This window comes from Odoribacter sp. N15.MGS-14 (assembly GCF_000980245.1).
In the GTDB taxonomy this organism is placed as follows: Bacteria; Bacteroidota; Bacteroidia; order Bacteroidales; family Marinifilaceae; genus Odoribacter; species Odoribacter splanchnicus.
In genome coordinates this window covers 1-24,610 of record NZ_LARE01000027.1, presented here as the reverse complement: position 1 = coordinate 24,610, position 24,610 = coordinate 1, and the positions used below count along the sequence as shown (strand labels likewise).

Below are 24,610 nucleotides of genomic sequence, written 5' to 3'. Positions count from 1 at the left end.
CATATCATCCGACATGCAGCATAAAATGAATTATTATTTCCCGGCTTTGTCCGCCGTATCCTTCATCAACGGTTTATCGGGGGAAATGTGTGAAGGATTATATAGTCTCAATACTTTATCCTGTAATTCCTGTGCCAGCTCTTTTTGTCCTGCCTGGGAGGCAAAAGCCAATAATTGCTTGATCACTTCGATGCTGAGTCTTTCCTCTTGTTGTATACTCGGAGTATTGGCAAATTTCGGCTCGAGTGAATTGGCATATTTCAACATCTGATAGTTGTTCGTGGCCAGTTCATTGAGTAAGTGGTTCGCTTTTTCAGTTTCTCCCAGTTCGTAATACATCGGTATATAGAACAGCATACTATTGTCTGCCGGTACCTGATACAGTGGAATTTCTTCCAATGATTTATCCAGAACGGCGATCGCTTCAGCCTGTTTGCCTTCGTCATAAAGTTTCTGGGCCAACCGGAGGAAGGTATTCCGGTATTTCATGACGGCGATGGTCTGATCGTGGAAGAAGTCGATGTTCACTTTCGGATCTTTGATATTCCCCCATTCGAATTTATTCATGATATTATTGTAGAGGATATCGCTGTCGATCCGTCCGTAATCATAAAATTCGGCTTCTTTCGTTTCGATAGGTACGACGCGATAGGCCGCTCCTTCGAGCTGGAAGTATTTTTCCAATCCCATATAGGCATCCGAACCCATTCCGATTCCGAAATATACCGGACGTTCCCAGTTGTTCGTCGACAAAATATCCAGGACCATCAGCTGCGATTTGGTCAAGCCTTGCATCGGCAAATGCAGTCTCAGGTCTTTGACGATCTGATCCGCATCCTGGGGTTTAACCGTCCCATTGGCGATTACTTTGGCCGAATCTACCGGAAGGATAACGTCGCGTGTCGGTATAAAATCAAGTTCTTTGATATATCCCTGTAATTTTGTCTGGGGCAGGTCACTGGCGACAAATTCCATGACATCTTTCAGGTTCCCTTCTTTGAATTGATCCCTGATCAATACATAGTCTCGTTTCCCATCCCGGTATTGTTCATGAGTAAACGAAATCGGCACTCCGGGAGATTCATAAGCTTTCCGTTTCATTTGGTCGATATACCAGGAACCGGATAGTAAACTTAAATTGACGACCCGGACATCCCGCCGTACTCCTTCTACTTCTTGTACATACCACAAGGGGAAAGTGTCGTTATCCCCGTAAGTAAATAAAATCGCATTCGGAGCACACGAATTGAGGTAATTACGGGCATGGGCTGTTGTGGCATAACGGGCATGACGGTTGTGGTCGTCCCAGTTTTGGGCTGCCATATTGACTGGAATGGCGAACAGACAGACTGTGGTGACGGCAATGGCGGATACCCGTGGATCTATATTTTTGATCTTTTTATTCAGAAATTCCCAGATAGAAAGCACGCCCAGACCGATCCAGATCGCATAGGCATAGAACGAACCTGCATAAGCATAGTCCCGTTCCCGGGGTTCCATCGGAGTCTGATTTAAAAAGACAATGATAGCTATACCGGTCATGATGAATAAGAGCATGACTACCCAAAAATCTTGTTTCCCCGTCTTGCTCTTCCGGTATTGGTAGAACATTCCCAACAGACCGAGCAAGAAAGGCAGCATATAATATTTGTTATAGGCTTTCTCTGCTTTTAAATTGTCCGGCAGTTCATCTTGATTTCCCAAACGAAGTTCATCCAGGAATTTAATGCCCGTAATCCAGTTGCCGTGCATGATGTCGCCATATCCCTGTATATCGTTTTGGCGTCCGGAGAAATTCCACATGAAATACCTCCAGTACATATGCCCTAACTGATAATTGAAGAAATAACGCATATTATTGCCGAAACTCGGGCGGGTAATGGTCTCGCCGTTGACCGTATAGGTCGGACCGTTGTTTTTTCCTGCCCAAGCCTGGTACTGATTGGCGAAGTTAGGACGGGTATCGCTGTACATACGCGGGAAGAAACCACAAAACCGTTTGTCGTATTCGTAGATGGTTTTGTTGCCGATTTTTTCATATACCCCGGTTGTTTTGTTCTGATAATAGATCGGTTCTCCCTCCTTGGTGCCTACTTGGGGAGCATTGAAATACTGACCGTAGAGCAGGGGAGAATCACCGTATTGGTCACGGTTGATGTAAGACAATAAGGAAAATACATTGTCCGGACTTCCTTCATCGATAGGAGGATCGCTCAATGAACGGATGACAATCATCGAATAGGAAGAATAGCCGATCAAAATCACCATGAAACAAGTCAGGATGGTGTTCCAGACAGGCATACCTTTTTTCAGAGTATAACGGATACCCCAGGTTAAAATTCCGATAATCAATAATACATAGATGATCACTCCGGTGTTGAAAGGAGCACCCATACCGTTGACAAAAATCAGTTCAAACCAACCGGCGACTTTGATCACGCCCGGAATGATTCCGAAATTAACTATTCCCAAGATAATCACCGAAAGAATACCTGTTTTGATAAATCCCCGTACTGTGGGTGTATATTTTTTGAAATAATAAACAAACACAATTGCCGGGATAACCAGTAAGTTCAGTAAGTGTACTCCGATAGACAGTCCGATCACGTAAGCGATCAGGATTAGCCAGCGGTTGGCATAACGTTCGAAAGCAACGTTTTCCCATTTCAGGATAGCCCAGAAAACTACCGCAGTAAATAAAGAGGACATCGCATACACTTCGCCTTCTACAGCAGAGAACCAGAACGTATCTGTGAAAGTATAAGTCAAAGATCCGATCAGAGAAGCACCTAATATTGCAAACATTTGCCCCAGAGTCATTTCTTCACCTTCTTTTACAATGAGCTTATGAGCCAGGTGAGTGATCGACCAAAACAGGAACAATATAGTCAACCCGGAACAAATAGCCGACATACAGTTGATCATATAAGCCTGGGTGTCGGCCGATGGAGCAAATATCGCAAACAACCGCGAAATAATCATAAATAACGGTGCTCCGGGGGGATGTCCTACCTGTAAACCCACAGATGTGGTGATGAATTCTCCGCAATCCCATAGGCTGGCCGTTGACTCAGCTGTGAGTATGTAAGTCATACTCGCGATAACAAAAGTGACCCAACCGGTAACCCTGTTAATCAGCTTGAAGCTTAAATTAGGATGATCTTTGATTTTGTACATATTCATTAATTAAGATAAATTTGCGATTATTATATGCGTAAAAAATCATTATTTCCTCCGTTTTGAAGCTTTCTAGCCCTTGGGGCGTATTTGAATAAATAGGCATAAAATATTAAGTGCCTGGTTATCAAAAGATGACTTCATAACGAAACAACTAATGAAGCACGAAAATAATTATTTTACTCGAATTTTCCTCATTTTTTTTGTTGGAAAAAAAAAAGGTCATATATTTGCACCGTCAAAAACGACGCATCAATGATTGTCCCATTGTGTAATGGCAGCACAGCAGGTTTTGGTTCTGTCAGTCCAGGTTCGAGTCCTGGTGGGACAACACTTGATTGCCCAAGTGGTGAAATTGGTATACACGCTAGTTTCAGGTACTAGTGGCTTCACGGCCGTGTAGGTTCGAGTCCTATCTTGGGCACCATTTAATAGAGGTTTACGATTTTAGATTATAGATTATTTCCTGAGTAATCGTAAATCGAAATCAGTGATTGTAAATCAAAAGTGTTCTTTAAAATGCCCGAATGGTGAAATTGGTATACACGCTAGTTTCAGGTACTAGTGGCTTCACGGCCGTGTAGGTTCGAGTCCTATTTCGGGCACTAACTATGAAATTTACGATTTTAGATTATTTCTGATAATCTGAGACGTAAATGATTGGCCCAGGTGGTGAAATTGGTATACACGCTACTTTGAGGTGGTAGTGGTCGAAAGGCTGTGCAAGTTCGAGTCTTGTCCTGGGCACTGAAATAGATGAAGACATGAAAAACCGTTGTTGTTACAGCGGTTTTTTTGTTTTTTGAAATTTAGGGAATTCTTGGGAAATTCGTAAAAAAATTCAACATTTGTTTCGGCCAAAGTCTGCTTAAAAGCGGCTGGGGTTTGAGGGGTAAAAAGATTTCAATAACAGATAAAGTGAATCAGTTGACAGAGCAAAAGTTTCTGACTCTATTCGAACAGCAATGGGGGAAGAAAGCCGATCGGACCGAGATGTTACCGGCTTCCGGATCTGCACGTAAATATTGGCGTATTTCTTGTGACGGGGAGTCGTGTATTGCGGCCTGGAATCAAAATGTAGAAGAAAATCGTTTGTTTATCGATTTTTCACGGCATTTTGCAGAGAAAGGGTTACATGTGCCGCAAATTTATGCGGTGTCAGAAGATGAGAAAGTCTATCTGCAGGAAGATTTGGGTACGCAGACTTTATTGGACGTGGTCGGGCAGGAGCGAAAAGGAAATAGCTTGTCGGAATATTCGATGCAGCTCTACCGGAAATCTTTGTCCGAATTATTGCGGTTTCAGTTGATCGGGGGACAGGGACTGGATTATGCTCGTTGTGTTCCACGCCCTGTGTTCGACCGACAGTGTATCTTGTGGGACCTGAATTACTTTAAGTATTGTTTTCTGAAATTGGCAGGAGCAGATTTTTCCGAGCAGGCGCTCGAAGATGATTTTATCAGGCTGACAGATGCTTTGGTTCAAGTACCTGCCGATAGTTTTATGTTTCGTGATTTTCAGTCGCGGAATATTATGGTCAGGGCCGGAGAGGTTTGGTTTATCGATTATCAGGGAGGGCGGCAAGGAGCTTTACCCTATGACGTGGCTTCGTTATTGTATGATGCGATCGTAGCGATCCCTGATGAACAACGGGAAGAGTTACTGGATGGATATATCTGTGAATTACAGGCTTACCGGACGGTAGAGCCGGAACTATTCCGTCCCGCTTTTTATCGTTTTGTGTTGGTACGGCTCTTGCAAGCGATGGGGGCTTTCGGGCTTCGGGGACTTTACGAAAGAAAACCGCATTTTATCGATTCGATACAACCCGGTCTGCACAGTATTGACCGACTTTTCCAGTCCGGTAGGCTGGGTAACGATTATGCCGAGATCAGGAGGGTTTGCGGGCAATTGATAGAATAGCTCCTAGGCTTCGGTCTGGAGTTTACGGAATACTTCCCGGAGTGAAGGATAAGTCTGATCCGAAAGCTGGGAGAGATGCTGTATCGGATACCAAAGTACTTCTTCGATATCCTCTTCGGTTTGAGGAATGAAAGATTGACCTGAGGGAGTAAACATCCGATACCAATATGTTTTTTTCAGGAACCAACTTTCATTCCGGTAATAAATATGGAGGGTGGTATCTAAAGGAGACACGATACTTACCTGTTTTAATCCGCATTCTTCTTCTACTTCCCGGATGGCACATTGTTCTATCGTTTCTCCATATTCCAGGTGGCCTTTGGGTAAGTCGATCATGCCTAACCGTTTGATGACCAGGATATCGGAGTTTTGGATGACTGCTCCTCCTCCGGCTTTGACATAGGTAAAACAAGATTTGAAAATAGTAAACAGATTCTCCGGATCTTCATCATAGAGTACGGCTTTGAAAGGGACTCCTTTTTCCAGAGTTTGGTAGATGAAATTTTTAGTGCTCATAAAATCCCGGTGTACCCAATGGATATCCCCTTCTTTTAGTAAATTCTGATTATCGGTCAATAAAAAACAGCTCTCTTTAAAAAATACTTTATACATTTGCAAAAATTCTAGTATTTAACAATACAAAAATAGATAAAAATGAATACAGTTGCAGAAAAAGTAGCATCCTATTTGTTGGATATGAAAGCAATTAAATTGGAGCCTACTCATCCGTTTACCTGGGCTTCCGGATGGAAATCCCCGATCTATTGTGATAACCGGAAGACGTTGTCTTATCCTGAAGTTCGTTCATATATCAAAGAACAATTCGCAGCATTGATCCGGGAAAAATATCCGCAGGCCGAGGTGATTGCCGGAGTCGCTACCGGAGCTATTGCACAGGGAGTATTAGTGGCTCAGGAATTGGGATTACCCTTTATTTATGTGCGTTCTTCAGCTAAAAGTCATGGTTTGGAAAATCTGATCGAAGGTGAGTATAAAGCAGGGCAAAAGGTCGTAGTCATCGAAGACCTTATTTCAACCGGTGGTTCTAGCTTACAGGCTGTTGAAGCTTTGCGGAATGCCGGATGTGAAGTGTTGGGTATGGCTGCCATTTTTACCTATGGCTTCCGGAAAGCTGAGGATAACTTTAAAAATGCTCAGTGTGAACTGACCACTTTAAGTAATTACAATGCTATGATCGATTTGGCTGTTAAAGTGGGATATGTACAGGCTGATCAGGTAGAGAAATTGAAAGAATGGCGATTGAGTCCTGAAACTTATAAATGAGTTGAAAGAGTTGTTGAGTTACTAAGTTGCTAAGTTACTAAGTTACTAAGTTACTAAGTTGTTGAGTTACTAACTCTTTAACTTCTCAACTCAGTAACTCTACAACTCTACAACTCAATAACTCAATAACTCAATAACTCTTTCAACTCATCAACTCTTTTAACTCAATAACTCAGTAAATTATGTCGACAACAAAAATTACAAGTGAGATCTTAAAAATAGAGAGTCCTGTTCGGGATGTTTATGCATTGCTTTCCGATTTCAGCCGGATCGGTCGTTTGGTAGAGATGGCCAAACAAATGGGAATGACTAATGGATTGGAGATGGGTAAAATCTCGGAAAAGATCGAATCTACCCGTTTTACAGAAGATGCTTGCTACATCACCTTAAAAGGTATGGGGGAGTTGGCTGTAAAGATTGTGGAAAAAGAGGAGCCTAAATTGATTAAATTGGGAGGTGACGGAGTTACACCTTTTGAGTTTAATTTGTGGATTCAATTGTTGGAGAACGGACCTTACGATACCCGGATGAAGATTACTTTTCAGGGAGAATTGAATATGGTGATGAAGATGATGCTGAAAGGAAAACTGGAAAAAGGAATCAATCAGTTGGGAGAAGGGCTGGCGAAGATCCCTTATAGTTTGTTGAGTAATTCAGGTTTTTAGAGCATAATTATTTTGAAAATATCCTCAAGTGTCAGGCACAATCGGATATTTTCAAAATAGCTTTTATTTTATGCCCTCAATTTCTGGGCATTCACGCGATTCATTTTTTCTTCGGCATAAGCTTTGGTAATCGTGATGTTTTTCTTCCCTTGCGAAGGTACTTCAAACATCAGGTCGGTCATAATCGCTTCACAAATCGAGCGTAAGCCACGGGCGCCAAGACGGAATTCGATGGCTTTATCGACGATATATTCATAGACATCTTCGTCGAATTCGAGCGTAATCCCATCCAATTCGAACAGTTTGATATATTGCCGGATAATGGCATTTTTAGGTTCTGTCAGAATATTACGCAATGCTGCCCGGTCCAACGGTTCCAGGTAAGTCAACACAGGCAGACGGCCGATGATTTCCGGAATCAGCCCGAAAGATTTCAAATCCTGTGGAGCGATATATTGAAGGAAATTTTCCCGGTCGATTTTTTCTGTATTTTGGCTCGCATTAAAACCGACGACCATCGTATTCATGCGGGCTGCGATTTTCTTTTCAATACCGTCGAAGGCCCCTCCGCAGATAAAGAGGATATTTTTAGTATTGACAGGGATCATTTTTTGATCCGGATGTTTACGCCCCCCTTGTGGAGGAACGTTGACGATAGAGCCTTCCAGTAATTTCAATAATCCCTGCTGTACTCCTTCGCCGCTCACGTCGCGGGTAATCGAGGGATTATCCCCTTTCCGGGCGATTTTATCCAGTTCGTCGATGAATACAATCCCTTTTTCTGCAGCCTCGACATCATAATCGGCTGCTTGCAGCAAACGGGTCAGGATAGATTCGATATCTTCCCCGACATAACCGGCTTCTGTCAGTACGGTCGCGTCTACGATGGTAAAAGGCACATGTAGCATTTTGGCAATTGTTCGGGCCAATAGGGTTTTGCCGGTACCTGTACGACCTACCATAACGATATTGGATTTCTCGATTTCCACTTCGTCGTTACCGGCTTTATGCAAAAGCCTTTTATAATGATTGTAAACGGCAACTGCCAGGTGTTTTTTCGCTTCATCCTGGCCAATGACATATTGGTCCAGAAAAGCTTTGATCTCTATGGGCTTTTTTACTTCGATATGTTCCAGGTTGAGTGTCGATTTACTTTTCATCTCTTCCTGGACGATATCATAGGCTTGTGAAGCACACTCATCACAAATAAAACCGTCCGTCCCCGCTATCAACAAATTAACTTCGTTCCGGTTACGTCCGCAAAATGAACATTTATCCTGCATCTTTTATTACTTTTGGGTCGATAAGAGCTCATCGACCTGCAATTTTCAATTTTATTTTTTAGCTCTGGTTAATATTGAATCGATCATACCGTATTCTTTAGCTTCTGCTGCTGTCATCCAGTAGTCCCGGTCGGAATCTTTTTCTACTTTTTTGTAGGGTTGACCGGAATGTTCGGAGATGATGGTATACAATTCTTTTTTCAGTTTTTGTACTTCCCTGGAAGTGATCTCGATATCCGCAGCCTGGCCTTGTACGCCACTCATCGGTTGATGGATCATAATCCGGGAATGGGTTAGAGCCGACCGTTTTCCTTTGGTTCCGGCAGTCATCAGTACCGCTGCCATTGAAGCTGCCAGACCGGTACAAATAGTCGCTACATCACAATTGATATATTGCATCGTGTCGTAAATCCCCAAACCGGCATAGATAGAACCTCCCGGGCTGTTGAAATAAAGTTGGATATCACGCCCCGGATCGGCAGTTTCCAAAAACAACAACTGGGCCATAATGATATTGGCCACATCGTCGTCGATAGGTACCCCTAAGAAAATAATCCGGTCCATCATCAAACGGGAAAAAACGTCCATGGTGGCGATATTCAGTTGGCGTTCTTCTATGATATTCGGAGTGATATAACTGTTCGTAGCTGTTTGAAACCGATGAAGGTTCAGACTACTGATCCCTTTGTGCTTTATAGCGTATTCTTTGAATTCGTCTTGTGGAAACATAGCTTTTTTATTAGTTTTCAAGGGGCTAAATTACAAAAAAACTATGCAATAGCAAAATCAATTGATGCCGATCTTGAGATGGGGGCTTGAAACTTTATCCGGTGAAGCCCCGTATAATCCTATTACAGAATTTTAAATGGACGAGAGATGAGGTTAGTATTGTTTTTTCTTTTGGTTTTGTCGGTATTGTGTATGTCACAGACGATTGAACAAAAATGTATCGTAAAGCCGATCTATGAGCTGTCGGAAAATGGGAAAGGTAAAATTGTTGGTTCGATCGAAGTGAAAGAGCAGGGAAAAGGAATAACGATTCATGTTGTTGCTACCGGCTTGCAGCCGGGGCAGTATGGTTTTCATATGCATGAAAAAAATACGATGAGTAATACCACCGATGACAAAGGGAATACGGTAATAGGAGGAGGTCTCGGTGGACACTGGGATCCGGATAATACGCATAAACACGCAGGTCCTCATGGGGATGGACATCGGGGAGATCTGGAAATGCTACAAGTCGGGAAAGATGGAACGGTCGATCAAACCGTGACCTCGACCCGAATACCTTTCAAGGCTGTCAAAGGGAAGTCTTTCGTTATTCATGCAATGCCCGATAATTTTACGGATCATCCGGTCAATGGTGGAAGCGGTGCCCGTATGTATGCTGCGCCTTTTTAGAGATTACAACAATTTTATAGATTGGCGGAATTCGGCCGTACCGGCGGCTGATCTTCTGAGCTTTATAAATTCAGTGTTTTCCCCCGATTGAATTATTTTTTAGCATTGATAAGTCCTTTTGCGAGTGCCAGTATGGATCGCTTTTGCAACTTGGTTGCAAGAATCTTCCCTTATTTTTGTATCGAACAAATGATAAAAGAATATGGAAGCTACTTGTCAGCGTTGTGCGCATACACATACTCATGCCGGAGATTGTGGGCATACTCATGATCAGCAAGGAACCGGATTTTTGATCCTTTCGTTTTTACTTCTCGTTGGCGGAGTTATACTGCGTTATCTGCAACTCCCTTTCTGGATGATTCCGGGAGTTGAAGTGCTATGGTTTTTACTGGCCTTTCTTCCGGTCGGATTTCCTGTGATGGTTGAAGTTTGGAAAAGTATACGACAGAAGGATATATTCAATGAATTTTCCCTGATGTTGTTGGCAACGATAGGGGCTTTTTGTATCGGTGAATATCCGGAAGGGGTAGCGGTGATGCTTTTTTATTCGGTGGGAGAGAGAGTACAACATCGTGCAGTCGACCGGGCCAGAAGGAATATCAGGCGTTTATTGGATGTCCGTCCTGAAAAAGCTTTGGTTTTACGGCAAGGGAAAGAACAGTCGGTTTTCCCCGGTGAGGTTGAAGTTGGAGAGATGATCATGGTAAAACCCGGAGAACGGATTCCGCTCGATGGATTGTTACAGGAAGAATATGCTCTTTTCGATACCTCTGCCTTGACTGGAGAGAGTCTGCCCCGGACTATAAATCGTGGTGAAGAGGTATTGGCAGGAATGATCGTCTCTGGTCAGGCGATAAGATTGAAAGTGACTAAGCCTTACGAACAAAGTGCTTTAGCCCGGATACTGGCTTTGGTTCAGGATGCTTCTGAACGAAAAGCCCCGGCAGAACTTTTTATCCGTCGCTTTGCCCGTATTTATACTCCTGTGGTATTTTTGTTGGCCTTATCGATTATGTTGTTGCCTGCTTTGGTGGCAGCTTTCCATCCCGGATTCGATTATTTTTTCAAAGATTGGGCATACCGGGGACTGGTATTTTTGGTGATTTCCTGTCCCTGTGCCTTGGTGATCAGTGTCCCTTTGGGCTATTTCGGTGGAATTGGAGCGGCTTCCCGGAAGGGGATATTGTTTAAAGGCGGTAATTATCTGGATGCTATTACTCACGTCAATACTGTCGTATTCGATAAAACCGGTACTTTGACTACAGGCCATTTTCAAGTGTCTTCGATGGAGGCGGATACCGTTTCATCGCAAAGGTTGTTAAGTATCCTGTTGACCTTAGAGGAAAAAAGTACTCACCCTGTAGCACAGGCGGTTACCCGTTATGCCCTGCAAGAGGGAGCCGGGAGAATCGGTGTCACGCATTTACAAGAATATCCCGGTTATGGATTAGAAGGTGTGATAGAGGGAAAAAATGTTTTGGTCGGTAATATTCGCTTGTTGACCGATCGGGGAATAACCGTTCCGGCAGGAATTTCCGAGCGTGTCGCTACGGTTGTTGTGTGTGCTATCGCGGGAAAATATGCCGGTCATTTATTGCTTTCGGATACGCTGAAAGCAGATGCTGTCGAAGCTATCGGGCGGCTGAAACAGTTGCATATCGATAATATTCAGTTATTATCCGGCGATAAAAAAGAAATAGTCGCTATCTTTGCTAAGACCTTGGGGATTCGGCATGCACGAGGTGGTTTACTGCCGGAAGATAAAGCGGCTTACCTGGAAAAATTGAATGCAGAGGCCGGTGTTTCTGCCGCTTTTGTCGGAGATGGTATGAACGATGCTCCGGTATTGGCTTTGAGTGATGTCGGTATCGCTATGGGAGGATTGGGGTCGGATGCTGCTATTGAAAGTGCCGATGTGGTTATTCAGACCGACCAACCTTCCAAAGTGGCTACGGCGATTTCGATCGGACGAGCGACCCGACGGATTGTAAAGCAGAATATTGCCGGTGCTATCGGGGTGAAGTCGCTGATTCTGACTGCCGGTGCTTGTGGATTCGTCACTTTGTGGGCGGCTGTCTTTGCCGATGTCGGTGTGGCTTTGTTGGCTGTATTGAATTCCGTACGTATCCTCAGTAAAAAATTCGAATGATGATAGAGGAAGATTTTTGCTTACATAAACTAGCTCTCCGGGATATCCGGCCGACGGCCATCCGGGTGTTGGTGCTCCGCACTTTGTTAGAGATGAAACAGGCGATGTCGGTCTCCGATCTGGAGGCTCAACTCGATACTGTCGATAAATCCACGATTTTCCGAACTCTGACCTTATTCCTGTCCCACCATCTGATTCATGGGGTGGACGATGGAAGCGGTACGTTAAAATATGCAGTATGCGACGATAGTTGTCAATGTGCGGTCGAAGATCAGCATATGCATTTTTGCTGCGAATGTTGCCATAAAACTTTTTGTGTGAAAAGTATACATATTCCCTCGGTGCAATTGCCACCCGGTTTTATCCAAACCGGTGCCAATTATGTGATTAAAGGCTTATGTGCTGCATGTGCCCTCCGGAAAAAGGAATAGCCTGCGAGGGTGGGGTAGTGAGCTATTTGCGGGGGAAATAAGATGATCTTTCTCGCGCTAATTGATTCGTTGTTTCAATAAAAATATTTCCCGGGACTGTTGTCTGTTGTAGTTGATACGGATAAAGATTTATTCAACGGGAGGGTAGTGTTGTAATTGGTTGTGACGGTTGGTATAGCCGATAGCTCCCCGTAAGGCTACAATTGAAATGACACCTTTAGGGAGATTGGAGATAACGGCAAATTTTGTACTTTTACGCTTCAATGGAAACAAAGGGATACCTTCAGGTTTATACCGGAAACGGTAAAGGTAAGACAACGGCTGCATTCGGTCTGGCGGTCCGTGCTTTATGTGCTGGTAAACGGGTGTTTATCGGGCAGTTTGTCAAAAGCATGAAATATAACGAAACCCGGCTGGAAGCCTGTTTCCCCGGGCGGTTGGCGGTCCGGCAGTTTGGAAGAGGATGTTTCCTTGATCACCGGCCCGAAGACAAAGACGTACGCCTTGCCCAGGGAGGGCTCCGGGAATGTGCGGTAATACTGGCTTCGGGTGAATGGGACCTGGTCATCCTGGACGAACTGACTATAGCTGTGTATTTTGGCTTGCTCTCCGATAAAGAAATACTGGAAGTTATCGGACAGCGGGACACGGGGACAGAAGTGGTGATTACCGGGCGTTATGCTTCCGAAGCTTTGCTGGCTTTGGCTGACCTCGTAACAGAAATGCGTGAAGTGAAACATTATTATACCCGGGGAGTATTGTCCCGGGATGGATTTGATCATTGAGATATGGATAGATTGATGCGGTTTTGGTTGCTGGGGCTGTTGTTGGCTCTTGGGGTAGGTTGTAAAAGTAAGCATTCGGCTTCTGCAGAAGACGCTTTGTCCGCGCTCCGGATGGAATATGCCGGGCGGATTCGGATAGATTCGAGTGAACATTATATATTGGTGCGGGTGCAAAACCCTTGGGATACGGCCCGGATTTTACATACCTATGTTTTGGTCGGCCGGGAAACTGAATTGCCGGTAGGATTGCCTGAAGGAACCTTGGTCCGGACGCCGGTGGAAAAAGCATTGGTATATTCTTCGGTACATTGCGGGCTTCTGTCCGAACTGGGGGCAATCGATCGGATTGGTGGAATATGTGATCTGCAATATATCGAAATACCTGAAATACAAAATCGTTGTGCTTCCGGGCGAATGGTCGACGCCGGAAATTCTATGAATCCGGATATTGAAAAAATAATCGACTTTCATCCCGATGCTATCCTGCTCTCCCCTTTTGAAAATAGTGGAGGTTATGGCCGGATTGAAAAATTAGGGATACCGGTTATCGAATGTGCCGATTATATGGAGACCTCTCCTTTGGGGCGGTCTGAATGGATGCGTTTTTTCGGTTTGCTTTTCGGGAAACGGCGGCAGGCTGATTCGTTATTCACTGCTGTCCGTGCGGATTATTTACAGCTGTGTGATTTGGTCAAGTCTGTAAATCAGCGGCCGACGGTGATATCTGAATTGAAAAGCGGTTCCGCCTGGTATGTACCCGGAGGAAAAAGTACGACCGGACGGTTGTATCAGGATGCCGGGGCTGCTTACGTGTGGGCGGAGGACGAACATAGCGGTTCGATTCCTTTGTCTTTTGAAACGGTATTTGACCGAGGGCAGGATGCCGATTTCTGGTTATTCAAATACAACCGGCAACAAGATAAAACCCTGACCGAATTAAAGTCCGACTACGCTTCATATGCCGGTTTCCGGGCCTTTCAAACCGGGCAGGTGTATGGATGTAATTCGGGACGGGTACCTTTTTATACAGAGACCCCTTTTCATCCCGAACGGCTGTTGGAAGATCTGATCCGGATTTTTCACCCGGGAGTGTTACCGGCAGGAGAGTGCCGTTATTTTAAAAGATTGGAAAAATGAAATCTTTACCATCCGGATGGAAATATAGTATCGGTTTGATCGTATCGATCCTTCTGTTGTTCGCGGCGAACTTATGGGTAGGCTCGGTACGTATTCCTGCAGGCGCAGTATGGGATATTTTGTGCGGACATGCCGTAGAACGGGAGAGCTGGCGGTTCATTTTGCTGGAATCGCGTATTCCGCAAGGGATAACTGCTTTGCTGTGTGGAGCAGCCTTGGCTGTCTCGGGGTTGATGTTGCAAACCGTTTTCAGTAATCCGCTGGCAGGACCTTCGATATTGGGGATCAATACCGGGGCCAGCCTGGGCGTGGCCTTGGTGATGTTGCTCGGTGGAGGAAGTATTACTGCCGGGGTTTTCAGTATATCCGGTTTTCTGGCGGTATTGGCCGGAGCTTTTGCCGGGGCTATGATCGTCATGGGAATCTTGCTGTTCTTTTCTGCTTTTACAAAGAATAATTTGATGCTACTTATTATTGGGATCATGATCGGATACATCACCTCCTCGGTGATTTCATTATTGAATTTTTTCTCTACGGCCGAAGGAGTACATTCTTACATGATCTGGGGATTGGGAAATTTCAGCGGAGTGTCTTCCGGGCAATTGCCTGTATTTGTTGTTTCGATTACCGCCGGTTTGGTTTTATCGGTCATGTTGATCAAACCTTTGAATGCCTTATTGTTGGGAAACCGGTATGCCGAAAATCTGGGTGTGAATGTGCGGCTTACCCGCAATCTGTTATTGATTGCGACCGGTATGCTGACGGCAATAACAACCGCCTTTTGCGGGCCTATCGCTTTTATCGGATTGGCCGTGCCGCATATTGCCCGCTTGATGTTGGGTACTTCGAACCACAATTCCCTGATGCCTGTGACCTTATTGCTGGGAGGGGCGGTAGCCCTGTTGTGTAATCTGATCAGTGTATTACCCGGCGAAATGGGGATTTTGCCATTGAACGCCATCACTCCCGTTTTGGGTGCTCCCGTCATTATCTATATTCTGGTCAAACAGCGTAAAATTCAATATTTCAATTGACTATGGAAACTTTACCTGTAATTGCAGCCCGTCAATTGGCTATCGGCTACTCTCATGGTAAGAACGGTTCTACAGTGGTACACCGGGATCTGTCTTTCGATTTGTGGGCGGGAGAGTTGACTTGTCTGTTAGGTCCTAACGGGGCAGGCAAATCTACTCTGTTGCGTACTCTTTCGGCTTTTCAATTGCCTTTGGAAGGTGAATTATGGCTTGAAGGACGTCCGCTGAGGGATTATTCCGAACGGGAAAAATCGCGCAAGATCGGCGTCGTACTGACCGATAAGACACAGGCTGGCGGATTGACCGTATATGAACTGGTAAGCTTGGGGCGTCAGCCCCATACCGGATTCTGGGGCCGTTTGAACCGGGAAGATCATAAGCTCGTCGAAGAGGCTCTTACGGCAGTGGGAATATCCCATAAAGCTGCAAATTACGTGGCCGAATTGTCGGACGGGGAACGGCAGAAAGTGATGATCGCCAAAGCATTGGTGCAGGAATGTCCGTTGATTTTGCTCGATGAACCCACAGCTTTCCTGGATGTGGTAAGCCGTATCGAGATCATGACTTTATTGCATACCATTGCCCGCGAACAACATAAGACCATTCTGCTGTCTACCCACGATATCGACCAGGCACTGATCCAGGCCGACCGGCTGTGGTTGCTCGCGCCCGGAAAAGGATTGCAGTGTGGCGTTACGGAGGATATAGTCTTTAACGATGGACTGGACTGTTTGTTCGATCACCGGAAAATATGTTTTGACCGGGGACGTGGGGGCTATTTCCCCATCGTACAGGATTATCAGGAAGTTGTCGTCAGGACGGACGATCCCTGCCTTTGGCATTGGTGTGTCAATGCTCTGAATCGTTTTGGTTATTCCGGTCTGCCCGGAAATGCCGATAGAAAAAATTTACCCGTATTGACGGTTACTTCCCCGCATGAAATGAGTTGGGAAAAAAATGGAATGTCTACTATACTGACTTCTTTCGAGGACTTGACCGGATTATTGAAAAAATGACCGGGAAGGTTTTTGAATAAAAAGAAAACGGTGCGCATCAGTTTTTACCTGTTGGCACCGTTTTAACTTTTTATTTATTTGCTTCTGCAGCTTTGATCAATCGGGGGATGGGGGATACATTGACCATAGACGTGTAATCGATGGGAGAAAGTGTCCATACATCCCAAGAGAGATTTTCAAGTTGGCGATTGTCGACAAATGTCTGAGAATATTCAAAGTCGGCAGCTGTCGGCACCTGATTGCCCGAACCGAGCCAGTAGGTGGTATAGGCATCGTTCGATCCCATCCAATAATCGGCTGCATCTAACGGTTTCAATTCGTCAGAATCGTATTCGGAGAGTTCGTAGAGCCCGTTTGTAAAATCAGCTTGTGTCAGATGTAAAGTAGAACTTTTCAGTTCGATTTTACCGTCGTTATTACCGTCATAACCGAATCCTTTGATATAATTTCCTGATAAGGCGACATAAAGGCGGGGATCGTTCTTGGCAATAGCTTTGAGCATATCGATTCCTGTAAGAGTTTCCGTTTTATTCCAACGATATCCCCAGGCAATGAAAAAAACTTCCTGGTCTGCCGGTTCTTGTGGATGCTCCCCTGTAACCCATTGAATGGCAAAGACCGAGGTGTTTTCTCCGTTACCGGTCCAATTTTTCAGATCGGAGATCGCGAACCGATTACCGTTGACCTTCAGAAATAAGGTGTCGGAATCCTTGCCGTCCTGATTGGTTGCGGTCAGGATAATTTCAAAACTACCGGGGTCCTGAGAGGTGAAACGATAGATTGAGTCTGTGGAAACCGTTTTTTTGTTCAGTTGCCACTGGAAAGTGGTCTGTAACGGATTGTTCAGAATCGCTTTTAACTCGATCGTTTCACCCGGTAAACAGGTGGTTTGCCCACTCGGATTTCCGATAGAAACCTGAGGCGGAGTAGGAAGATACGGATCTTTTTTGTTGTCGTCACTACAGGAGGTCGATAGACCTGTAAGCAGACTCCAGAATAGAAATAAAGAATAGTATTTTTTCATTTACAAAATTCTTTTATTGAAAATTATAAGTAAAGAATGTTCCGGCTGGATAATTGGTATGATTCTTATAATTGGCGCTCAATTTCGGTTCGGTTTCGCTGAAATCGAATACACTGATGTGGTTGATCAGACGGTCGTTACCCCATCCTTTGATTGTATTCAGATAGACTTCGCCTGTAACCGGATTGACGGCTATGGTATTGTAAACACTAGTTGTTGTCACTATGTTTGCCGCATCGACCATCAGATCCGTCTGGTTTTTACTAAAAATGTGACGATAGATTTTGGTACCTGTGCCGTTCATGTACAAAGTATCTCCTTGTGCTGTAATACACGGAGTAGAAGTGTATGAGGCCGACTGAGTGCTAATGGCATCTCCCGGTAAAGTATTGGTTTTGATAATAGTATAATTTTGGGCATCGACCTTAGAGATTTCCCCGGCCGAAGTGGATACCCACAAGTTACCGTCCGACGATTTGACGACTCCTCTGACCGGATCATTGAATTCTATCGATTTGGAGATTTTGTTTTTTCCTTTTTCGATCACAAGGACGTTATTTCCTGCTGCAGCGAATATTTTCCCTTCCGTTACAGCCATGGTATTCTTATTAGCCCTTTCAGCTCCCCCGATGAGAAAGAGTTCGCCGCTGGATGGGTGGAATACCTTAATTCCTTCGTTGTCGCGCAGATAGATATCGTCGTCTCCCAGTACGGCAACATGAGTCGGACTGCTTACTTTATCTTCCAGTTCGGTCTTATAGCCGGCTTCTTTTTTCAGGGTTTCTGCATTGGCAACGATAAGATAACCGTCGTCTCCGCTTTTTTGTGAAATGATATACAGTTTGTTGTTGGCGATAAATAAGTCTTGGGAAAGAAGGCTCAGCATGCTGCCGTTTGCTTTATAATAGGCACTGTCCGTGAGAATACCTTTCGGGCTGATGAATATCAATGTAGAAGGATCGGCCTGGTAACCTTCATTTAAAACAAAAGTACCGTATTTGTATTTACCGTACACTTCGATGGATGTTGTGGCAGAAGTCACTCCATCGGCATTGGTCGCGGTTAATTTAACATCGTAGGTCCCCAATTCGTTCATTTTGAAAGTAAATACTGTATCCTTAGAGACTTCATTTCCTTTGACGGACCAGCTCAGTGTGGTTGGCAGCGGACTTTCTACTTTCGCTTTCAGTACGATAGAGTCTTCCTGAGGCATTGCGAACACTCCGTTTACACTCTCGATAGATACTTCGGGAGGAACCGGATATTTGTCGTCATCGTCACATGATGCGAATATTCCTGCTAACAGGAGGCAAACTAAAAGCGTAAAATTAAATTTTTTCATGGTTTCTATTTATTTAAAGGATTTATATGATTCAATTAAAATTCGAATAAAAGCGAGAACAAGCAATTACGCAAAGGCATGGGATAATATTGGGTCGACTCATAGTAGGTATCGAACAGGTTATCTATCCGCATCTGAGGGGTTAGGCTTGTCCCATTCCGGAAGGAGTAGCGGTAACCGAGCAAGAGGTTATGTACGGAATAGGGATCCGTGGCATATGATTCGTCGGTAGTAATGAAACGCCGGCCGGTGTAGGTCATCTGCCAGACGAAAAAAGCATCTTTATAATCGATATTCCAGCGCAGATTCCACTTGAATCGCGGTACATATGGAATTTGCCGCATATAGGCGTTGTCGTCTACGTGTTGTTTCTTGCGGGTCCGGGATTGTGACCAGCTGTAATTACCCGAAAGAGAAGATACGAGTTCCCCGTAGTGGAAAGTGGTTTTTCCATAAAGTTCCACGCCGTAGGAACGTACGTTTCGTTTGTTTTGCGGAGTCCACACCCATTGGTTTCCGTCTTTGGGGAGCCAAAGGATCCAGTTGTCGATGTTCATTAGATAACCGGAAACTTCGGCATCGAATAAGAGATGTTTGTTTATACTCTTCCGGTAAGAAATAGAAGCATCGTAAGAATACCCCTCTTCCGGCTTTACATCCGGATTACCGCCGGGGCGCCAATATAGGTCGTTCATACTGGGGAAACGATAATTATAAGCAGTACTTCCTTTCAATTTTAATTCTTTTTTCAATAGATTGAATACTATTCCTGCCGACCAGGTGGATACATTCCGATTGTCGTTATGTTCGAACATATATTGTCCGTTGATCATCATCCACCGGATAGGCGTCCACAAAGCGGAAGTTTGCCAGGAGAGTATGTTACGGTGGTGGCTGAAAGGGGATTCCACCTGAGGAATATCAAAATCGATACCGTCGAGCGTATATTTCGATGAGTCGATGTCTATGTAGCTACTCACCCGGATCAGGTCGTGAGAATAGGTTAACGTCGTGTTGAGAATAAGCTTATCGGTCGGGGAGTACGTATAATCGGCCACGACCTGTGCCGTGTTAGAGCGGTTTTTGTTTCCCTTGGGATCGAATAAACCTCCGTCATACCGGATATCGTAAGTTTGGCAGAAATACAGCCAGGCAGCTTTTACATGTAATTCATGGATACCCCGGCTGAAATCCAGTCCGGCATATCCCCGGAAATTATTTTCCTCCTGATCTTCCTGGGAGCGGTTGACTACACCGAGCGGTTGGGGAAGGTTACGGTAATTTTTCTGATACCAGGCGACAGCTGTCAGGCGGGTGTAGGGAGATACTCTGAAATAGCCTTCCTGCATAATTCCGAATTGAGAGTAAGCGGCATCCTGCCTTTTTTCACGGAAAGGAGTATTGGTCAGCACTTTATTCAGATAGGTATAGTCGTTGTCGGAATGCTGATAATATAACCGTGTCTTTGAGGCCGATTTATTACCGCTTATATTCGCCTGTCCACCGACGGTATATGTGTTGTACGATCCATACTCTGCCAGTACCCGTCCATTTACGCCTCGGTTCCAATCGGTGTCTGTGAATAAATTCACACTACCTCCGATAGCTCCGGTACCGTTTTTTACATGGCTGCTGCCATAGTACAGGTTGATGTTATCTGTAAAAAAGACCGGGATCTGTGAAAAATCGAAAGTACCCGATAAAGGAGGTGTGATATTGATCCCGTTCCAGTTTACCCGTGTTTGGGAAGCGCTGGTTCCACGGAAAGAAGCTGTCGATAACGCTCCTGTTCCCAGACTCTTGATGTAAATAGAGGTATGGTCGGTCAGGAGTTCGGCCAGCGAGCGGGTTTTGTTGGCTTGTAAAACGGCTGGAGAAATATGGGTTACCCGGGCTCCTGCGTTTGCCTCGTTGGCGTGTTGTATACGTTGGCGGATGACCTGCACGGTGTCTAATGTGCCGTATAGGGTGATCGAATCCCGGGATTGGGCAGGAGTACGGAATCCCAACCCAAGGAATATGCCGAGGTATAAAATGAAGATCAGACTCTTGTATAGGTTCATATCGCTAGGCTAATTAGGGGAAATACACTTGGCTAGGATAGATACCGACTCGAAAATTCCGGATGGAACCGTCTTTTTTGTAATTCCGGATATAACCGCGTTGTGCACTGTAATCCAGACAGTCACATAGATAGACCTCTCCTTGCGGACTGACTGAAAACCCATACATCATATCGGTTCCGGGAAGATCGAGGTAGTGTTCGAATTCTCCCGTGCCGACATTCATCCGGTAAACACTTTGGACAGAGGTAATCCCTGCTGCCGTGTTACTTTTACAGGTTTTGACGTTGAAATAAATCCAGTTCAGTGTAGGATCGATATCCGTGCGATTATAGGTGATTGTACCGATTACGTCTCCTGCTTGTGGATTTGCCTTTTCACTGATGGGAAGGATATAAGAGACCTCGACTTTTTCTTGGTGGGGGTCGATACAAACCAATTCTATTCCGCAGACTCGATTTCCCTCTCGGATGTTCATCAAGGCCCATACTCTTTGGTATTTATCGACCAGCATCCGGCAGGTTTTGGTATTTTCGTCGTTTTTTACTTCCGGGATGACCCGGACAGCTTTTTTGCTGATATTGTCGGTATCGAAGACATATATTCCGCCGGTAGTCATTCCGAAGATTTTATTATCTACCGTTACCAGATATTCGACCGATCGCGGTATGGAGATATATTCCAGAGGTTCGCCATAAGGTTCCACAGTCCGGATACGCACCAGTTGTCTCTCCAGATCGGATACGATAGCTTCTGTCGGGGAAATGGCTACGATCTGGCGTGGAAATCCCGCTTGGGTATAGAGGATTGTACCGACGGAACCGAACGTTTCGGGATCTATAACCTCGATTTTTTTGGAGTTGTCCAAAGTCACAAAATATTTACCGTTGATCTTGGTGATGGATTGGGCCACATCACCAAGCGGTCGGTGATTCACTTCCCGGAAAATATCCGGAATGACTGATCCGTCTTTGTTTAAAACGGAGATACCGCCCATATTCTGATTGATTCCCCCTTCATTGAGAACAAGGGCTTCGATATTACCTTGGCTCACCGGCCCGTAGGGATAATCCGTTCCTGCGGAATCACAGGCTGTGAATAGCCCTGCTATTACGGCAAATATGAAAAAACAGAGAATTTTTTTGAATAGCATGATTTACTGACGTTTATGTTCTTCTTCCCTTTGAACGTTAAACAATGAATCACGTGGCAGGTCTTCTGACTTGTTTCCTTTTCGGTTTCCTTCCCATTCCGAATGAGGAACAGTGGATAAAGCACGTCCGAAAAGTGTTATGAAACTTACAGCAGTGGATCTGTTCAGGATTTACACCTGATTCCCTTTTCATTGCCGGACGAGACAACGATCCGGCAACTCCACGCAATTTTTACGTGACGGCAAAGATATATAAATCATTTTATAAGGGAAATGATATTTTGTGAATGTTTGTTAGTCCACAGGGACGGAGGCAATACTTTGTGCTGAACGGTTACTTTCGGAAAAACCTTTAGAATTTCTTTAAAATCGGGCTTTTATCCTTGTACAGGCAATGAAGTAAAACCTGTTCTGAACGGAAAACATGTCAAACCGATTATTTCAATGATGAAAACAAGATGGATTATCTCTTTTGCCCGACTTCCTGTTTCTGTGAAAAATCCAAATGCGCCCCTGTCGAAGGGAATATCGTGCCGGAGTTGATCGGTACGAATAATAGCGATAAGCAGATTTGGGAATTAGATGATATATGCAAATTATTCAAAATTAATAAACATGATTTATTGGTTTTACCGGAATAAAATTGCAGCTTTGTTCGGGATTGATCGGGTGGGAAAGATTTTGACAGACAGTTTATCCGATACTTTATGAAAATAGAGAAAGTACATGCGGTCTATTTTAGTCCGACAGGCACAACTAAAACAGTGATTACCCATTTGGTAAAATGTATCACTACGTTATTACCGGAAATCGTGACGGAAGTGAAAGATTTTACGTTGCCGTCGGGGCGGAAGAAAGTGCCTGATATTCGGGAATCGGAGTTGGCTATTGTCGGTCTGCCTGTTTACGCCGGCCGTTTACCGAATCTGTTATTGAACTACTTGACCATCTGGCAGAGTAATGGGGCCTGGGCGGTACCTGTTGTGGTTTATGGGAATCGGTCCTATGGGAATGCGCTCGTCGAACTGTATGATATTTTAAGATATAGAGGGTTTCATCCGATAGCTGCTGCGGCTTTTGTCGGTCAGCATTCTTTCACGACCCGGTTGGCTACCGGGCGTCCCGACCGGGAAGATCTGGAAAAGGCAGAACAGTTTTCGGCAGAGATCGTAAGAAGAATATTGCAACCAGGAGAATTTACCGGAATAAAGATTCCGGGACAAGGGGCTCCTGATTACGGTGGGTATTATAAACCCAAAGGAAGGGATGAAGAGGTGGTGAATTTCCTGAAAGCAAAACCTGTTACGACCGATGCGTGCATCGATTGCAGACGTTGTGCAAAAGTTTGTCCTATGGGGGCTATCCGGCAGGATCATCCTTCTGAGGTTTCCGGTATTTGTATCAAGTGTAATGCTTGTGTAAAACAATGTCCTGTACATGCCAAACAGTTGACGGATGAAGCTTACCTAAGTCATGTCGGTTTTCTTGAAAATAGATATACCTCGAGGGCAAGAATCGAATTATTTTAATCGACCTAAATACTTGGTATATGAAGACCGGTCTTTATACGAAACTGATTTTTCTGTACGATTACGGGAACTTGACGGGTTACCTTCTCATTGAGAACTTGTTGTTCGTCAAGTATCTGAACACTCCGGTGTAGCTGCTGTTTCTTATCTTCGTGAAGATGATGCATGCTGTCTATCCGCTCTGCCGGATAAATCGCTTTGGAACGGCACCTCATATTGTCCATTGCCATACATTGGGTATGGTAATGTTCCAGCTCTTCATCATCCCACTCCAATACCGTTTCACCCGATAAAAAGAACTCTATAAATTGAATATAGATGTTGTTTATCTCTTTTCAGAAATTGTTAATTTGTTGGTTGCGGGATTCAGGTTGTTCAATCTCATCTTATTTAAATACCATCTATATCCGATTATGCAAATCAGCATAAAAATTATCATATACCCAAATCCTATCCATTTGCGATGATAGGTTTTCATGAATAACTTTTTACGTTGTAAGAGATCTAAAAATTCCCATCGTCTTTTTTGATTTTATAAATGAACCGTTGTATTACTTTTGGAGAAAGTGAGATAACCTGTAATACCGGAGATAAGAGAACCTATTACAATGCCAAGTTTAGACAAATCAAGCAATGCAGATTGTGTTTCTCCAGCAAATGCAAGATTCGCTATAAAAATGGAAACAGTAAAACCGATTCCTCCCAAAAAGGCAACCCCAGCAATCATTTGCCATGTCGTATCTTCAGGCATGGGTGCAAGTCGAAATTTAACCGTCAGCCATGAGAAACAGAAAATTCCTAAGAACTTACCAAGTACCAGAGATACAATTATGGTGAGTGTTATTCCCTCGAATATAGCTCCCGGATTCATATCAAACAGAAAGATACCTGCATTGGCAAATGCAAAAAGCGGCACAATCAAGTAATTCACTAATGGATGAAGCGAGTCTTCCAATTTCTGTAATGGAGAAATCTCTTTGTCTGATGCAAATTCAACCTGTTTCAGCCAATCCTGCTGCTGGTTTGACAGAATAGAGCGTCGGGTTAATGTTTCATCATTCTCTTCTTTGAGATTTCCTATGGCTTTGCGGATTTGTTCTGTATACGTTTTTGACGTAAATACCGGTTTGGATGGAATGCAGAAAGCAACCGGCACTCCGGCAATAGTCGAATGTACGCCGGAGTTAAAGAACAAGTACCACACGACTGTACCG

Annotated in this window: 22 protein-coding genes, 4 tRNA genes and 1 riboswitch; of the genes, 16 read left to right on the top strand and 10 right to left on the bottom strand. The window is 44.4% G+C overall.

Annotated elements, in window-relative coordinates; all coding sequences use genetic code 11:
* Positions 1-33: 33 nt before the first annotated feature.
* The gene (locus tag WS34_RS07730) at positions 34-3,093 is read right to left on the bottom strand and encodes a glycosyltransferase family 117 protein (RefSeq protein ID WP_286693673.1); all 3,060 of its coding nucleotides are present in this window, start codon (positions 3,091-3,093) and stop codon (positions 34-36) included.
* A gap of 344 nt (positions 3,094-3,437) precedes the next feature.
* Between WS34_RS07730 and WS34_RS07725 the strand changes: the two genes are divergently transcribed.
* From WS34_RS07725 to WS34_RS07705, 5 genes are all read left to right on the top strand, one after another.
* A tRNA-Gln gene (locus tag WS34_RS07725) sits at positions 3,438-3,508 on the top strand.
* Between the two features lie 9 nt (positions 3,509-3,517).
* Positions 3,518-3,604: transfer RNA gene (locus WS34_RS07720), tRNA-Leu, on the top strand.
* Between the two features lie 94 nt (positions 3,605-3,698).
* Positions 3,699-3,782: transfer RNA gene (locus WS34_RS07715), tRNA-Leu, on the top strand.
* Between the two features lie 58 nt (positions 3,783-3,840).
* Positions 3,841-3,924, top strand: a tRNA-Leu gene (locus WS34_RS07710).
* Between the two features lie 171 nt (positions 3,925-4,095).
* Entirely contained in the window at positions 4,096-5,100 is a 1,005-nt protein-coding gene (locus tag WS34_RS07705; RefSeq protein ID WP_046404145.1) for an aminoglycoside phosphotransferase family protein, read from the top strand.
* Between the two features lie 3 nt (positions 5,101-5,103).
* Here WS34_RS07705 and WS34_RS07700 read toward each other — a convergent pair whose 3' ends face one another.
* The gene (locus WS34_RS07700; RefSeq protein ID WP_046403679.1) at positions 5,104-5,712 is read right to left on the bottom strand and encodes an NUDIX hydrolase; all 609 of its coding nucleotides are present in this window, start codon (positions 5,710-5,712) and stop codon (positions 5,104-5,106) included.
* A gap of 42 nt (positions 5,713-5,754) precedes the next feature.
* Between WS34_RS07700 and pyrE the strand changes: the two genes are divergently transcribed.
* Together pyrE and WS34_RS07690 are read left to right on the top strand one after the other, a co-directional pair.
* The gene (gene pyrE / locus WS34_RS07695; protein ID WP_046403681.1) at positions 5,755-6,384 is read left to right on the top strand and encodes an orotate phosphoribosyltransferase; all 630 of its coding nucleotides are present in this window, start codon (positions 5,755-5,757) and stop codon (positions 6,382-6,384) included.
* Positions 6,385-6,566: 182 nt separating this feature from the next.
* Positions 6,567-7,049, top strand: a complete 483-nt coding sequence (locus WS34_RS07690; protein ID WP_046404115.1) for a hypothetical protein — start codon at positions 6,567-6,569, stop codon at positions 7,047-7,049.
* 68 nt (positions 7,050-7,117) lie between these two features.
* Here WS34_RS07690 and clpX read toward each other — a convergent pair whose 3' ends face one another.
* Together clpX and clpP are read right to left on the bottom strand one after the other, a co-directional pair.
* Positions 7,118-8,332, bottom strand: coding sequence for an ATP-dependent Clp protease ATP-binding subunit ClpX (clpX, locus tag WS34_RS07685; protein ID WP_046404113.1), 1,215 nt, complete (start codon positions 8,330-8,332; stop codon positions 7,118-7,120).
* A 51-nt stretch (positions 8,333-8,383) separates the two neighbouring features.
* Positions 8,384-9,061 carry an ATP-dependent Clp endopeptidase proteolytic subunit ClpP gene (gene clpP / locus WS34_RS07680; RefSeq protein WP_046404110.1) on the bottom strand — a complete coding sequence of 226 codons (678 nt, stop codon included), beginning with the start codon at positions 9,059-9,061 and terminating at the stop codon, positions 8,384-8,386.
* A 147-nt stretch (positions 9,062-9,208) separates the two neighbouring features.
* Between clpP and WS34_RS07675 the strand changes: the two genes are divergently transcribed.
* The 7 genes from WS34_RS07675 (at position 9,209) to WS34_RS07645 (ending at position 16,285) form a co-directional block, all read left to right on the top strand.
* Positions 9,209-9,733 (top strand): superoxide dismutase family protein, encoded by a 525-nt coding sequence (locus WS34_RS07675; protein ID WP_286693672.1) that lies wholly within the window; start codon positions 9,209-9,211, stop codon positions 9,731-9,733.
* Between the two features lie 202 nt (positions 9,734-9,935).
* Positions 9,936-11,882 (top strand): heavy metal translocating P-type ATPase, encoded by a 1,947-nt coding sequence (locus WS34_RS07670; RefSeq protein ID WP_046404108.1) that lies wholly within the window; start codon positions 9,936-9,938, stop codon positions 11,880-11,882.
* A complete protein-coding gene (locus WS34_RS07665) occupies positions 11,882-12,313 on the top strand; it encodes a Fur family transcriptional regulator (protein ID WP_046404105.1) in 432 nt (143 codons plus the stop codon). Before WS34_RS07670 ends, WS34_RS07665 begins: the two co-directional genes overlap by 1 nt.
* 263 nt (positions 12,314-12,576) lie before the next feature.
* Entirely contained in the window at positions 12,577-13,098 is a 522-nt protein-coding gene (locus WS34_RS07660) for a cob(I)yrinic acid a,c-diamide adenosyltransferase (protein ID WP_046404103.1), read from the top strand.
* Positions 13,099-13,110: 12 nt separating this feature from the next.
* A complete protein-coding gene (locus tag WS34_RS07655) occupies positions 13,111-14,235 on the top strand; it encodes an ABC transporter substrate-binding protein (protein ID WP_502685463.1) in 1,125 nt (374 codons plus the stop codon).
* On the top strand, positions 14,232-15,269 hold the full coding sequence (locus WS34_RS07650) for a FecCD family ABC transporter permease (RefSeq protein WP_046404100.1): 1,038 nt from the start codon (positions 14,232-14,234) through the stop codon (positions 15,267-15,269). The genes WS34_RS07655 and WS34_RS07650 overlap by 4 nt, the downstream gene beginning before the upstream one ends.
* Before the next feature lie 2 nt (positions 15,270-15,271).
* Positions 15,272-16,285, top strand: coding sequence for an ABC transporter ATP-binding protein (locus WS34_RS07645; RefSeq protein WP_013612245.1), 1,014 nt, complete (start codon positions 15,272-15,274; stop codon positions 16,283-16,285).
* A 70-nt stretch (positions 16,286-16,355) separates the two neighbouring features.
* On the opposite strand, the gene WS34_RS07640 is transcribed toward WS34_RS07645, so the two are convergent.
* The 4 genes from WS34_RS07640 to WS34_RS07625 are packed head-to-tail and all read right to left on the bottom strand — an operon-like array spanning position 16,356 to position 21,867.
* Entirely contained in the window at positions 16,356-17,309 is a 954-nt protein-coding gene (locus WS34_RS07640; protein ID WP_046403056.1) for a PKD-like domain-containing protein, read from the bottom strand.
* 13 nt (positions 17,310-17,322) lie between these two features.
* A complete protein-coding gene (locus WS34_RS07635) occupies positions 17,323-18,651 on the bottom strand; it encodes a DUF5074 domain-containing protein (RefSeq protein ID WP_046404098.1) in 1,329 nt (442 codons plus the stop codon).
* A 35-nt stretch (positions 18,652-18,686) separates the two neighbouring features.
* Entirely contained in the window at positions 18,687-20,714 is a 2,028-nt protein-coding gene (locus WS34_RS07630) for a TonB-dependent receptor plug domain-containing protein (RefSeq protein ID WP_046404096.1), read from the bottom strand.
* 13 nt (positions 20,715-20,727) lie between these two features.
* The gene (locus WS34_RS07625) at positions 20,728-21,867 is read right to left on the bottom strand and encodes a DUF5074 domain-containing protein (RefSeq protein ID WP_046404095.1); all 1,140 of its coding nucleotides are present in this window, start codon (positions 21,865-21,867) and stop codon (positions 20,728-20,730) included.
* 38 nt (positions 21,868-21,905) lie between these two features.
* Positions 21,906-22,106, bottom strand: a riboswitch (cobalamin riboswitch).
* Between the two features lie 219 nt (positions 22,107-22,325).
* Here WS34_RS07625 and WS34_RS07620 point away from each other — a divergent pair.
* Complete coding sequence (locus WS34_RS07620) at positions 22,326-22,508, top strand: hypothetical protein (protein ID WP_013612240.1); 183 nt, start codon at positions 22,326-22,328, stop codon at positions 22,506-22,508.
* A 66-nt stretch (positions 22,509-22,574) separates the two neighbouring features.
* Positions 22,575-23,396: an EFR1 family ferrodoxin gene (locus WS34_RS07615; protein ID WP_046404092.1), complete on the top strand. Its 822-nt coding sequence runs from the start codon at positions 22,575-22,577 to the stop codon at positions 23,394-23,396.
* 5 nt (positions 23,397-23,401) lie between these two features.
* Here WS34_RS07615 and WS34_RS07610 read toward each other — a convergent pair whose 3' ends face one another.
* Positions 23,402-23,671, bottom strand: coding sequence for a hypothetical protein (locus WS34_RS07610; RefSeq protein ID WP_046404090.1), 270 nt, complete (start codon positions 23,669-23,671; stop codon positions 23,402-23,404).
* 257 nt (positions 23,672-23,928) lie between these two features.
* Positions 23,929-24,610: Na+/H+ antiporter NhaA (locus WS34_RS07605; RefSeq protein ID WP_046404088.1), on the bottom strand; the 682-nt coding region annotated here is incomplete at its 5' end.

What these genes read in the sequence shown, in the direction of transcription:
- WS34_RS07730 (WP_286693673.1), bottom strand. Translation starts at nt 3,093, where the DNA reads ATGACTTACATACTCACAGCTGAGTCAACGGCCAGCCTATGGGATTGC.
- WS34_RS07700 (WP_046403679.1), bottom strand. Translation starts at nt 5,712, where the DNA reads ATGTATAAAGTATTTTTTAAAGAGAGCTGTTTTTTATTGACCGATAAT.
- pyrE (WP_046403681.1), top strand. Translation starts at nt 5,755, where the DNA reads ATGAATACAGTTGCAGAAAAAGTAGCATCCTATTTGTTGGATATGAAA.
- WS34_RS07690 (WP_046404115.1), top strand. Translation starts at nt 6,567, where the DNA reads ATGTCGACAACAAAAATTACAAGTGAGATCTTAAAAATAGAGAGTCCT.
- clpX (WP_046404113.1), bottom strand. Translation starts at nt 8,332, where the DNA reads ATGCAGGATAAATGTTCATTTTGCGGACGTAACCGGAACGAAGTTAAT.
- clpP (WP_046404110.1), bottom strand. Translation starts at nt 9,061, where the DNA reads ATGTTTCCACAAGACGAATTCAAAGAATACGCTATAAAGCACAAAGGG.
- WS34_RS07675 (WP_286693672.1), top strand. Translation starts at nt 9,209, where the DNA reads ATGAGGTTAGTATTGTTTTTTCTTTTGGTTTTGTCGGTATTGTGTATG.
- WS34_RS07670 (WP_046404108.1), top strand. Translation starts at nt 9,936, where the DNA reads ATGGAAGCTACTTGTCAGCGTTGTGCGCATACACATACTCATGCCGGA.
- WS34_RS07665 (WP_046404105.1), top strand. Translation starts at nt 11,882, where the DNA reads ATGATAGAGGAAGATTTTTGCTTACATAAACTAGCTCTCCGGGATATC.
- WS34_RS07660 (WP_046404103.1), top strand. Translation starts at nt 12,577, where the DNA reads ATGGAAACAAAGGGATACCTTCAGGTTTATACCGGAAACGGTAAAGGT.
- WS34_RS07650 (WP_046404100.1), top strand. Translation starts at nt 14,232, where the DNA reads ATGAAATCTTTACCATCCGGATGGAAATATAGTATCGGTTTGATCGTA.
- WS34_RS07645 (WP_013612245.1), top strand. Translation starts at nt 15,272, where the DNA reads ATGGAAACTTTACCTGTAATTGCAGCCCGTCAATTGGCTATCGGCTAC.
- WS34_RS07640 (WP_046403056.1), bottom strand. Translation starts at nt 17,309, where the DNA reads ATGAAAAAATACTATTCTTTATTTCTATTCTGGAGTCTGCTTACAGGT.
- WS34_RS07635 (WP_046404098.1), bottom strand. Translation starts at nt 18,651, where the DNA reads ATGAAAAAATTTAATTTTACGCTTTTAGTTTGCCTCCTGTTAGCAGGA.
- WS34_RS07630 (WP_046404096.1), bottom strand. Translation starts at nt 20,714, where the DNA reads ATGAACCTATACAAGAGTCTGATCTTCATTTTATACCTCGGCATATTC.
- WS34_RS07625 (WP_046404095.1), bottom strand. Translation starts at nt 21,867, where the DNA reads ATGCTATTCAAAAAAATTCTCTGTTTTTTCATATTTGCCGTAATAGCA.
- WS34_RS07620 (WP_013612240.1), top strand. Translation starts at nt 22,326, where the DNA reads ATGGATTATCTCTTTTGCCCGACTTCCTGTTTCTGTGAAAAATCCAAA.
- WS34_RS07615 (WP_046404092.1), top strand. Translation starts at nt 22,575, where the DNA reads ATGAAAATAGAGAAAGTACATGCGGTCTATTTTAGTCCGACAGGCACA.